This window comes from Myroides sp. LJL116 (genome assembly GCF_054871685.1).
Genome location: NZ_JBTXLR010000004.1, coordinates 158065 through 171000, shown reverse-complemented (window position 1 = coordinate 171000; position 12936 = coordinate 158065). Strand labels below are relative to the sequence as shown.

Genomic DNA, 12936 nt, shown 5'->3' with positions numbered 1-12936 from the left:
AACAACACAAGATGCCTAAAGACAACTCTATTAAAACGGTTTTAATTATTGGTTCAGGACCAATTGTTATTGGACAAGCATGTGAATTCGATTATTCAGGATCACAATCAGCTAGATCATTAAAAGAAGAGGGAGTAAAAGTTATTTTAATTAACTCTAACCCTGCTACCATTATGACTGACCCTTCCATGGCAGATCATATCTACTTAAAACCATTAACTGCAAGATCAATCATTGAAATCCTAGTTGCACATCCAGAAATTGATGCCGTTTTACCTACTATGGGAGGACAAACAGCTTTAAATTTATGTTTAGAGTGTGATGAAAAAGGAATCTGGTCTGATTTTGGAGTACGCCTAATCGGAGTTGACATTAATGCCATTAATGTTACCGAAGACCGTGAGCAATTCAAACAATTACTTCAAAAAATTGACGTTCCTGTTGCACCAGCAAAAACAGCTACTTCTTTCTTAGAAGGAAAAGAAATTGCACAGGAATTTGGTTTCCCGCTAGTAATCCGTCCATCCTTTACTTTAGGAGGTACAGGAGCAGCTTTTGTACACACAGAGGAGGAATTTGATGACCTATTAACTTATGGTTTAGAAGCTTCTCCAATCCATGAAGTACTTATTGACAAGGCTTTACTTGGATGGAAAGAATATGAATTAGAAATTATTCGCGATAAGAATGACAATGTTGTTGTTGTCTGTACTATCGAAAATATGGACCCAATGGGTATTCACACAGGAGATAGTATCACAGTAGCACCAGCTATGACTTTATCAGATACTACTTTCCAAAAAATGCGTGACTTATCTATCCGTATGATTCGCGCTATTGGTAACTTCGCAGGTGGATGTAACGTTCAGTTTGCAGTTTCACCAGATGAAAAAGAAGATATCGTTGCAATTGAAATCAACCCTCGTGTTTCTCGTTCTTCTGCCTTAGCATCTAAAGCGACAGGATACCCTATTGCTAAAGTAGCTACAAAATTGGCTTTAGGATACACATTAGATGAATTACAAAACCAAATTACTAAGAATACTTCAGCTTTATTCGAGCCTACTTTAGACTATGTAATTGTAAAAATACCTCGTTGGGACTTTGATAAATTCCAAGGTGCAGACCGTACTTTAGGATTACAAATGAAATCTGTAGGTGAGGTAATGGGAATTGGACGTTCTTTCCAAGAAGCTTTACATAAAGCTACCCAATCCTTAGAGATTAAACGAAATGGATTAGGTGCTGATGGAAAAGGGTATACTAACTATGACCAAATCATTGAAAAATTAACCAATGCATCTTGGGATAGAGTATTTACCATTTATGATGCTATTCAACATGGTATTCCATTAAGCAGAATTCATGAAATCACTAAAATCGACATGTGGTTCTTAAAACAATACGAAGAACTTGCAATGTTAGAGAAAGAGATTTCTACTTATGAAATTGACACACTTCCAAAAGATTTACTTTTAGAGGCTAAGCAAAAAGGATTTGCAGATAGACAAATCGCTCACATGCTTAATACTTTAGAGAGTAAAGTATACAAAAAACGTGAGGAGTTAAATATACAACGTGTATTTAAATTAGTAGATACGTGTGCGGCTGAATTTGAAGCTAAAACACCTTACTACTACTCTACTTTTGAACCAGAAATACAAAATGCAGATGGAACTACTTATGTAGCAAACGAAAGCATTGTATCGGACAAAAAGAAAATCATTGTTTTAGGTTCAGGACCTAACCGTATTGGTCAAGGAATCGAATTTGACTACTCTTGTGTGCACGGAGTTATGGCTGCAGAAGAGTGTGGTTATGAAACAATTATGATTAACTGTAACCCAGAGACTGTTTCAACAGACTTTGATACAGCAAATAAATTATATTTCGAACCAGTATTCTGGGAGCATATCTACGATATTATTCAACACGAAAAACCAGAAGGAGTTATTGTTCAATTAGGAGGACAAACTGCTTTAAAACTTGCTGAAAAATTAGACCGTCATGGTATTAAAATCATCGGAACTAGCTATGATGCATTAGACCTTGCGGAAGATCGTGGACGTTTCTCTACTTTATTAGAAGAATTGGAAATTCCTTTCCCTCGTTTTGGAGTAGCAAAAACAGCTGAAAAAGCACTAGAACTTGCAGATGAATTAGACTTCCCATTATTAGTTCGTCCTTCTTATGTATTAGGAGGTCAGGGAATGAAAATTGTAATCAATAAAAAAGAATTAGAAGAGCATGTAATTGAACTTTTAAATTCTATTCCAGGAAACACGCTTTTATTAGACCATTATTTAGATGGAGCTATCGAAGCAGAAGCAGATGCAATTTGTGATGGAGAAAATGTACACATCATTGGTATTATGGAACACATAGAGCCATGTGGAGTACACTCAGGAGATAGCCACGCTATGTTACCTCCATTTAACTTAGGTGAGTTTGTTTTACAACAAATTAAAGACCACACTAAGAAAATTGCAGTAGCTTTAAAAACAGTTGGACTAATCAATATCCAATTCGCAATCAAAGACGATATTGTATATATTATTGAAGCTAACCCAAGAGCATCTAGAACAGTTCCTTTTATAGCAAAAGCTTATGGTGAACCATATGTAAACTATGCTACAAAAGTTATGTTAGGACACAATAAAGTAACGGATTTCAATTTCAATCCACACTTAAACGGGTATGCTATCAAAACACCAGTATTCTCTTTTAACAAATTCAAGAATGTAAACAAAGCTTTAGGCCCAGAGATGAAATCAACAGGAGAAAGCATCTTGTTTATCGATAGCTTAAAAGACGATACTTTCTATGACATTTACGCACGTAGAAAAATGTATTTAAGTAAATAAGCATTTATCTTAGAATAAACACCAAAAGAGGTTAGCTTTTTAGCTAACCTCTTTTTTTTGCTATAAACCCTAGCAAGAATAACTCCTTAAGTCTACTTATTTTTTCTATTTTTGAGTAAATAAAAAACAGTAGTAAATTCTTTTCTATGACTATGCAATTCACCATAATTCTGTGTACCCTAGCAGCAATTATATTATTTCTTTTGGTTAAGTTATTTTCAAAAAAAAATAACACCCCACAAGAGGTATTCACTCTTAGGGCTAATAACACTTATTTACAAGAACAAATCACTGATTTACAAAATCAGAAAAGCCACCTATTAGAAAACGAACAAATACAGCGAATAGACAATCAAGACCTAATAGCCACTAATGCTAAAATGCAAATCCAAATCCAACATTTGCAGGAGCTCCTTAATCAGGAAAAACACCAAAGTGGCCAATACCAAGAAAAGTTTGCTCAAGAATTTGAATTATTAGCCAATAAGATACTACATCAAAAAAGCGAGCAATTTACTCAGGTAAACAACCAAAACATCGAGCGCATCTTACTTCCTTTACAAGAGAAAATAAAAAACTTTGAGCATAAAGTAGAACAAACTCATAAAGAAAGTATTGATCATCATGCTGCGCTGCGCCAACAAATTTTTGGACTTCAGCAAATCAACTCAACCATGAGTGAACAGACCCTTAATTTAACCAAAGCTTTAAAAGGGGATAATAAAATGCAAGGGAATTGGGGGGAGATGATTTTGGAAAATGTCTTAGAGAAATCTGGTCTGGAAAAAGATAGAGAGTACTTTACCCAACAAAGCTATACGGATGATAAAGGCAAGCAGCTTCGTCCAGATGTGGTGGTAAAACTACCAGGAGACAGACATATGGTTATTGACTCTAAAGTTTCTTTAGTGGCCTATGAGCAACTTGTAAATACCGATGACCAAGCAGACAAAGAAAAGTTTTTAACCCACCATCTTATTTCTATACAACGCCATATAGATTCGCTTTGCTCTAAAAACTATCACGAACTTTATAAGGGAAGCTCACCGGATTTCGTTCTATTGTTTATTCCTATTGAAACAGCTTTTTCTTGTGCCATCGCAAAGGATCCACATCTATACACTAAAGCCTTTGAAAAAAACATTGTCATTGTTACCCCTTCTACTCTACTAGCTACACTTCGTACTATTGAGTCCATGTGGAGCCAAAGGAAACAAACTCAAAATGCCTTTGAGATAGCAAAAAGCGCTGGTCTACTATATGATAAATTTGTTGGTTTTGTACAGGATTTAGACAAAGTAACCACTAAATTAAACGAAGCCAAACAAGCCCAAGAGCAAGCCTATAACAAACTCAGCTTAGGGAAAGGGAACTTAATTACTTCGGTGCAAAAATTGAAAGACATGGGAGCAAAAGCCAAAAAAAGTTTACAATCCCAAAATTTCATAGATACCCAAGACAAGGAGGATTAATTTTAACGGAATCAAGTTTTCCAAGCTTTTTTTTATTCAAACAAGAAGCAGTACATTTACTAAAGAAAATACAGGCATAACCACCTGTGCAATAACTCTTGTTTTATGATATTTAAAGACATACACCCTGCTGATATAGCAGAATTACTATCCACAATGAAAAGAAAAGACAGAAATCTTGAATTTCTAAAATTACCTGCGGATGTAAAGGTCGAGGTCTTTTCTTTTTTGGAAATAAATGTACAAGAAGAAATCGTGCGTAGTATGACACAAGAAGACTATGCCGAGGTACTTAATAACTTAGAACCCGATGATAGAACGGAAATACTAGAGAATTTCCCTGATGAATTAATCAAGTATTCCATCAATCTACTCAATGATGTAGAAAAGCAAATTGCTTTGAATTTAATTGGTTATAAAGAGGATAGCATTGCGCGCTTAATGACCCCTTTATATATACAAACTAAAAAAGACAAAACAGTAAAGCAAGTACTACAACATATTAAAAAATATGGTAAAAAAGCAGAAACCCTAAACTATATCTATGTAGTTGATAGTCATAACTGCTTAATAGATGACTTAAAAATTGGGCAATTACTCCTAGCCGATGAGGATACTTTAATTTCTCAGTTAATCGACCACAATTTTGTGTCTATTACCACTACTACAAAAATGGAAGATGCCTTTGACATCTTTGAAAAATACGACAGATCTGCCCTACCTATTACCACAGAGAAAGGTGTTTTAGTAGGTATTGTAACTTTCGATGATATATTAGACAAAATAAAAGAAAGAGATACAGAAGATATTCAAAAGTTCGGGGGGATGGAAGAGTTAGATCTTTCCTATACTCATACCCCGCTTTTTGAATTAGTACGCAAAAGAGCTGGTTGGCTAATTATCCTGTTTTTAGGGGAAATGTTAACTGCCTCTGCCATGGGTTATTTTGATGGAGAAATCGAAAAGGCAGTTGTATTAGCCTTATTTGTTCCCCTTATCATTTCCAGTGGAGGAAACTCTGGTAGCCAGGCTGCTTCTTTAATCATTAGAGCAATGGCTTTAGGGGAATTAAAGCTTACAGACTGGTGGTATGTAATGAGAAAAGAAATTGCCTCTGGAGTAATGCTAGGAGGTCTATTAGGAGTTATTGGATTTATCCGAATTCTTATTTGGCAACAAGCTGGTATTTACGATTATGGAGAACACTGGCTATACGTGGGATTAAGCGTATCTATATCCCTAGTGGTAATTGTACTTTGGGGAACCTTATCAGGATCTTTAATTCCCTTTGTACTAAGAAAGTTTGGATTGGACCCTGCAACAGCCTCAGCTCCATTTGTAGCCACTTTAGTGGACGTTTCCGGACTTATAATCTACTTTAGTATTGCTGCCTTACTTTTAAGTGGAAAGCTTCTTTAAGATACCTTAAAATTTGAAATACAAAAAAAGCACATAAATTTACTTTATGTGCTTTTTTTTATATGTCGTTTCTAGATTATAGCATCTATTTTTCTAAAATGAATTTCACTTTTTTCATGTCTGGTAAAAACCATGCAACGATCCCTAAAAGAGGTAAAAAGGCGCATAGGTGATAAATATATTCTATAGAAGTTTTATCGGCTAACCATCCAAGTACAGCTGAACCTACTCCACCCATACCGAAGGCAAATCCATAAAATAGTCCAGATACCATACCGATTTTCTTAGGTAATAATTCCTGAGCGTATACCAATATAGAAGGGAAAGCAGAGGAGATAATTAGTCCAATTAATACAATTAACACCCCTGTCCAAAAAAGACCTACATAAGGCAGTAATAAAGTTAAAGGAGCAACTCCTAAAACCGAGAACCAAATAATGTACTTTCTTCCGAATTTATCTCCAAAAAAACCACCAATTAAAGTACCTAATGCAGTAGCTAGAAGGAACAAAAATAGATAAATCTGAGCATGGGTATAAGTAATGGAGAATTTATCCATTACGTAGAATTGAAAGTAACTTGAAATACTCGCTACGTAAAAATACTTAGAGAAAATCAATACTAAAAGTATTACTATAGAAGTGTTTATTTTTAATTTACTTAAAACTGGCATATAAATCTCTTTGTGTTTTTTAGCCGTCTTATGCGCTAAAATTCCTTTATACCAGGTTCCAATGTAGTAATACACAATTTGAGCTACTACCCCAATTACTAAAAACCATAAAAGATATACTTGAGAACGAGGTAAAACTATCCAGGCCACAAGTAGCGGAGCTAAGGCTGTACCTGTATTTCCTCCAATTTGGAAGATACTTTGAGCCAATGAGCGCTTCCCTCCTGAGGCAACAAAGGATACTCTAGAGGATTCTGGGTGAAAGATGGAAGATCCAATACCTATTAAAACAACAGCCACCAAAATCCAAGCATAACTAGGTGCGTAGGCTAAGATAATAATCCCTATAATAGAACAAATCATCCCATAGATTTGGGAATAAGGTTTAGGATTAGCATCGGTATAATTTCCAACAATTGGTTGAAGTAAAGAGGAGGAAATCTGAAAACAAAAGGTAATCATACCGATTTGAGCAAAATCCAATCCGTAATTATCTTTCAATAAAGGATAGATTGCCGGTACAATTGCTTGAATAAAGTCGTTGAACAAATGCCCAATACTAATCAATAATAAAATAGGATAAACGGTGGTTTGTGCACTGGTTTGCTCTTGCACCTTGCTTTTTAAACGCTGGGCAAAAGAAAATACTTTGGTCATAATAGATAATTATATTGAAGCAACAAATATAAGGGTTAATACCCTGTTGAGCATTAAATTAAAGCTCAAAATTTTTATCTATATGCTTTTTTAGTACATTTACTTTTTACTATCAAAAACAAATACTTTGGAAAAGCACCACTCCTTAAATGAACATAAATCAGCTTTGAAAGAAAACAAAGGCATAGAACAGCCCAATACCACCAATGCTTTAGCTATCGCTAAACTAAGAGCTAAGCGTAAGCAAATACCTTCTACGGCAACGATCATAGAGGGAATCTTAGCTAGGGATAAAGTTTTTTTAAGCCAGGGAATTACATTAATTGAGAGTAGTAATGCTGAGCATCAATTAAAGGCCCAAGAAGTAATTAAAGCTGTATTACCTTATAGTAATAAATCCATACGAATTGGAATTACAGGAGTACCTGGAGTGGGTAAAAGTACCTTTATTGAGGCTTTTGGTAGTTTACTTACCAAATTGGGAAGAAAAGTAGCGGTGTTAGCCATTGACCCTAGTAGTAGTATAACTAAAGGAAGCATACTTGGGGATAAAACTAGAATGGAAGAATTAGTAAAAGATCCCAACGCTTTTATTCGACCTTCTGCCTCTGGAGATTCCCTAGGCGGAGTAGCAAAAAAGACTAGAGAAAGTATTATTCTATGTGAAGCTAGTGGCTTTGATACTATTTTAGTGGAGACCGTTGGAGTAGGTCAAAGTGAAACTGCAGTACAAAGTATGGTAGATTTCTTTTTACTTTTAAACTTACCTGGGGCCGGAGACGAACTTCAAGGTATAAAAAGAGGTATTATGGAAATGGCCGATATGGTGGTGATTAACAAATCCGATGGACAAAACATCGATAGGGCTAGAATTGCTAAATTACAATATAATAGAGCCTTGCATTTATTCCCAAAAAAACCATCAGGCTGGACGCCAAAGGTGCGTACTTGTAGTGCTTTAGAACATACAGGTATTCAAAGAATATGGGATTATATTTTAGAGTATTACCAACTTACTAATGAAAATGGCTACTTTGAGCAAAGAAGAGCCCAACAAAATCAGTATTGGATGATGGAAACTATTCAAGAACAGCTTTTACAGCACTTTTTTGATTCGCCAAGAGTCCAACAACAAATTGGTATAAACAAAGAAGCAGTGCAAAAAAGTGAAGTTTCCCCTTTTGCAGCTGCTCAACAAATATTAGATATGTATTTTCAAAATATAGAAAAAAAGAATTAATCCTCTAAATCCTCATCTTCTACATAACGTTCCATTTCTCTTTCATAGAATTCACCAGCTTGAGCGATTAAATCTTCGATTTCTGCTTCTACTTCAGCTTCTTCGGATTCTTCTATAGTTTCCAAAAACTCCATGTCTTCTTCATTTAAATCAATGATAAAGCGAGGGAATTCTAAGTGCACAATATAGATAGCCTCTGGGTTATCACTATTGTCTGCTAAAACGAATTTAGGTAATTGCATAATAATATGGTATTTAATTGTTTTCTATTAATTTTTTAGAAAGCACATGGAATCGAATGGATAAACAAATAGCAGCTGTGGTGAGTCCAGCTAAAAGTCCTATCCATATACCCACTGCTTTTAAATCGGTATATAAACCTAAGTAAATCGAAACGGGAAACCCAATCAACCAATAAGAAATAAAGGTAAGTACCATAGGTACGTTTACATCTTGTAATCCCCTTAAAGCTCCAAGAATAATAACTTGGATAGCATCTGAAATCTGGAAGATAGCAGCTACTAAAAGTAACTGTCCACCGATTTTAATTACCTCGTGATTGATTTGTGCCGCAGCTATATCGTGATTATCCACAAATAACATTGGGATATAGTTTCTTAATAAAACAAAGATAAGAGCAAGTATAGTATAGGTGATAATTCCCATTAAAACAATGGAAGAAGCCACTACTCTTAACTTGACATAATCTTTTAATCCTCTTTGATTTCCAACGCGTATCATAGCAGCTACTCCTAATCCGCTAGCAAGCATAAAGGTCATAGAGGTCATACTTAAAGCGATTTGATTGGCTGCCTGAGAAACAATATCGATCATTCCTGAAAGCCATACCGCCCCAACAAATAACGCAACTTCAAAGAAGCTCATTAAGCCTGAAGGCAAACCAATCTTACTAATCTTTAAACTCATCTCTTTTTTAATTTCTCTAAAAGAAATATTCTTTAAAAATGGTTTAAAGTCCTCTTGGCTATGTAAAGAAAAGTGCATATATACTAGCATAACTATCCTTGAAATAAGGGTACCATAGGCCGCTCCAATCATTCCCATTTCTGGAAAAAACCAAACACCATAAATCAGTACATAGTTAAAGAAAACGTTAGTTACGTTAGAGATAATGGTTGCATACATGGAATTTTTAGTACGACTTTTACCATCAGAAAACTGTTTGTAAGCTTGGTATATAATCAAAGGCACTAAGCTAAGGGCTACAATATCCAAAAAGGGTTTTGCCAGAACAATCACCTCTTGGGGTTGTTTCATATAAATTAGCAAAGGCTTAGCAAAGAAAATAACTCCAAACAAAAACAAGCCTAAAACACAACATAAGAATAGACCATTGATAAAAATACGCCTACCCTCTTCTACGTTTTTCTCGGCATCACTATGAGCTGTCAAAGGGGTTATTGCCGTTGAAAACCCCACTCCTAAAGCGATAGCAATAAACACAAAACTATTGGCCAAAGAAGCAGCGGCTAATTCAGTTGCCCCTATTTTCCCAACCATGATATTATCAATTACCCCAACTATGGTATGGCCAAGCATAGCCAAAATAATGGGATAAGCCAATTGTATATTATACCTAAACTCTTTAAAGTAGATCGAAAGATTCATTTTTCATTCATTTTGGTGCAAATATACACCCTTGTTTACAAAACACCTTATAATGATAGACAAGAATCTGTGGAAAGTTTCCTTGTTTGGATCTTTGAACAAAAATTTAAGATTCTTGTAGTAAAACCTCTCTATACTGGGCTAATTGTTCTTGTAATTCACTAGAGAGAACAGGCAATTGTACATCAGTATACTTTTGCAACTCCTCTAAGAGAATTTGAGCGAAAATTAATCTACAAATTTCTTTGTTATCGGCCGGAATAATAAACCATGGAGCCCAAGGCTTAGAGGTTTTATTAATAGCTATCTGGTAGTATTTTTGATACTCGGACCAATACTGTCTTTCTTTAACATCCTCTGGGGCAAACTTCCATTGGTGTTTTATATTCTCTAATCTACGTAAGATCCTTTTTTTCTGCTCCCCTCTACTTAAATGGAGGAAAAACTTCAAAATAATTGTTCCATTATTAGATAGGTGCTTTTCAAAACTGGCTATATCGCTATAACGTTCTTCCCAAAGTGAAGAAGTAATCTGATCCTCGGATTGTAAATGAGGAAGATTTTCCTTTAGAACAATCTGTGGATGAACCCTAGCTACTAAAACATTTTCATAGTGACTGCGATTAAACACACTAAACTTTCCTCTTTCAGGTAAAGCAATATAATGTCTCCATAGGTAATCGTGTTCTAATTCAGAAGAAGTAGGCTTTTTAAAGCTTTGCACTACTACCCCTCTGGCATTAAAAGTTTTAAAAACTTCTCTAATTAAACTATCCTTTCCTGCAGTATCCATACCTTGAATACAAATCAGAACGCTATACTTCCCATGGGCATACATAGTATCTTGAAATTTGGCCAATTTCCTGGCTACTTTCTTTAGTTTACGCTCTGCCTTAGAGGATGAATAGTTATAGGTACTTTGAGTAGGTATTTGATCTAAAACAATCGGCTGTTCTACTTTGTATTTTTGGTCTAATTTCATACTATACAAACTTAAATAGTTGCTACACTACAATTTAAGAAAATAAGACTTGTAAAAAAAGTAACAAGAAACTTTTTTAAAATAAAATAACCTATCCCTACAAAAAGCTATAAAAACAAAAAAGCTTACATGAATAGCAACTATCCATGTAAGCTTTTACTTTACATATACCTTAAGAAGGATATTTATTTTTCGATTTCTTTTAAGCTTTCCATTTTCTTGGTAGCTAAAAAGCCTTTAATATCTTCGAAATGCTCGATTACTCTTTTGTTAGAAAATTCAAATACCTTTTCTGCTAACCCATCTAAGAAATCCCTATCGTGAGAAACTAAGATAATAGTACCCTCAAATTCTTTTAAGGCTGCTTTAATAATATCCTTCGTTTTCATATCTAAGTGGTTAGTCGGCTCATCCAAAATAAGTAGGTTATAAGGCTCTAATAAAAGCTTAACCATAGCTAATCTTGTCTTTTCACCTCCTGAAAGAACTTTTACTTTCTTTTGGATATCATCTCCTTGGAACATAAAAGCTCCTAGAATATTTTTAATCTGTGTACGGATATCTCCTTGGGCAATGCGATCTACTGTATCAAAAATAGTTAAGTTCTCATCTAGTAAAGAAGCTTGGTTTTGAGCAAAGTATCCAATTTGAATATTATGACCAATTTCAAGGTCACCTTGGAAATCAATCTCAGACATAATAGCCTTGATCATAGTAGATTTACCTTGTCCATTTTTTCCAACAAAAGCAACCTTCTGTCCTCTTTCTACAACAATATCTGCCTTGTTAAAAACCGTGTGATCCCCATAGGTTTTAGTAAGCTCTTTTACAACTACAGGATATTGCCCTGAACGAGGTGCAGGGGGAAACTTCAATCGAAGGGCTGAATTATCTACTTCATCTACTTGGATGATATCTAATTTCTCTAACATCTTTACTCTAGACTGTACTTGAAGAGTCTTAGAATAAGTTCCTTTAAACCTTTCAATAAACTCCATGTTTTCAGCAATCATCTTTTGCTGCTCTTGGTAGGCTTTTAATTGATGCTCACGACGATCTGCACGAAGTACTAAGTAATCCGAATACTTAGCCTTATAATCGTAAATTTTCCCCATCGTTACCTCAATAGTACGATTGGTAATATTATCTACAAAGGCTCTATCATGGGAAATAACCATTACCGCTTTTGCTTGATTTAATAAAAAGTCTTCTAACCATTCGATACTCTCAATATCCATATGGTTAGTAGGCTCATCAAGTAGAATCAAATCTGGCTTTTGCAATAAGATTTTGGCAAGCTCAATACGCATTCTCCATCCTCCAGAGAACTCAGATGTCTTACGGGAGAAATCCTCTCGAGAAAAACCTAAACCTTTTAATATTTTTTCTACCTCTGCTTCATAGTTAACCTCCTCAATAGCATAGTACTTCTCACTTAATTCAGAAACACGCTCAATAAGCTTCATATACTCGTCACTTTCGTAATCTGTACGTATAGTAAGCTGTTCGTTGATTTGGTCTATTTCTTCTTTCATTGAAAACACACTAGCAAAACTTTTACTAGCCTCTTGCATAACAGTACAATCATCATGAGTAAGTAAATGCTGTGGAAGATAAGCTATAACAGCATCCTTAGGTGCAGAGATGCTCCCTGTACTAGGTTTATTTTCCCCTGCCACAATTTTAAGCAAGGTAGATTTACCTGCTCCATTTTTACCCATTAAGGCAATTTTGTCATTTTCGTTGATCGAAAAGTTCACCCCACTAAACAGTGTAGTTCCACCAAATTGCACAGAAATATCATTAACTGTAATCATATATTTTGTTTTCAATATTAACCCTGCAAATATACTATTACTTTGTATTGGTTCAAGAGTAAAAACTAGGGGAAAACAAAAAATATTTACTAGCTAAAAAACAAATGTGCTATAAAAAACAAAGGGCTGTCTTAACTAGATAAGACAGCCCTTTATGCCATATATTAACGTAAACTGAACAGC

General features: G+C 34.9%; 9 protein-coding genes. 4 read left to right on the top strand and 5 right to left on the bottom strand.

Translation table 11 applies throughout. The features are described 5' to 3' along the window. Window positions 1–11 precede the first annotated feature (11 nt). The 3 genes from carB to mgtE all read left to right on the top strand — a co-directional run bounded on the left by carB (window position 12) and on the right by mgtE (window position 5755). Complete coding sequence (gene carB / locus ACYSNM_RS05380) at window positions 12–2864, top strand: carbamoyl-phosphate synthase large subunit (protein ID WP_461755949.1); 2853 nt, start codon at window positions 12–14, stop codon at window positions 2862–2864. Between the two features lie 146 nt (window positions 2865–3010). Further along, window positions 3011–4336 (top strand): DNA recombination protein RmuC, encoded by a 1326-nt coding sequence (locus ACYSNM_RS05375; RefSeq protein ID WP_461755948.1) that lies wholly within the window; start codon window positions 3011–3013, stop codon window positions 4334–4336. A gap of 105 nt (window positions 4337–4441) precedes the next feature. Then, complete coding sequence (mgtE, locus tag ACYSNM_RS05370) at window positions 4442–5755, top strand: magnesium transporter (RefSeq protein ID WP_461755947.1); 1314 nt, start codon at window positions 4442–4444, stop codon at window positions 5753–5755. Between the two features lie 85 nt (window positions 5756–5840). On the opposite strand, the gene ACYSNM_RS05365 is transcribed toward mgtE, so the two are convergent. Next, complete coding sequence (locus ACYSNM_RS05365; protein WP_461755946.1) at window positions 5841–7085, bottom strand: MFS transporter; 1245 nt, start codon at window positions 7083–7085, stop codon at window positions 5841–5843. Window positions 7086–7212: 127 nt separating this feature from the next. On the opposite strand from ACYSNM_RS05365, the gene meaB reads away from it, so the two are divergent. Continuing rightward, window positions 7213–8325, top strand: coding sequence for a methylmalonyl Co-A mutase-associated GTPase MeaB (gene meaB, locus ACYSNM_RS05360; RefSeq protein WP_461755945.1), 1113 nt, complete (start codon window positions 7213–7215; stop codon window positions 8323–8325). Here meaB and ACYSNM_RS05355 read toward each other — a convergent pair. From ACYSNM_RS05355 to ACYSNM_RS05340, 4 genes are all read right to left on the bottom strand, one after another. After that, window positions 8322–8567 carry a hypothetical protein gene (locus ACYSNM_RS05355; protein ID WP_461753611.1) on the bottom strand — a complete coding sequence of 82 codons (246 nt, stop codon included), beginning with the start codon at window positions 8565–8567 and terminating at the stop codon, window positions 8322–8324. The two genes, meaB and ACYSNM_RS05355, sit on opposite strands and share 4 nt — an antisense overlap. 13 nt (window positions 8568–8580) lie before the next feature. After that, window positions 8581–9954, bottom strand: a complete 1374-nt coding sequence (locus ACYSNM_RS05350; protein ID WP_461755944.1) for an MATE family efflux transporter — start codon at window positions 9952–9954, stop codon at window positions 8581–8583. 106 nt (window positions 9955–10060) lie between these two features. Further along, window positions 10061–10936: a PPK2 family polyphosphate kinase gene (locus tag ACYSNM_RS05345; RefSeq protein ID WP_461755943.1), complete on the bottom strand. Its 876-nt coding sequence runs from the start codon at window positions 10934–10936 to the stop codon at window positions 10061–10063. 185 nt (window positions 10937–11121) lie between these two features. Beyond that, entirely contained in the window at window positions 11122–12753 is a 1632-nt protein-coding gene (locus tag ACYSNM_RS05340) for an ABC-F family ATP-binding cassette domain-containing protein (protein ID WP_461755942.1), read from the bottom strand. Between the last annotated feature and the right edge of the window lie 183 nt (window positions 12754–12936).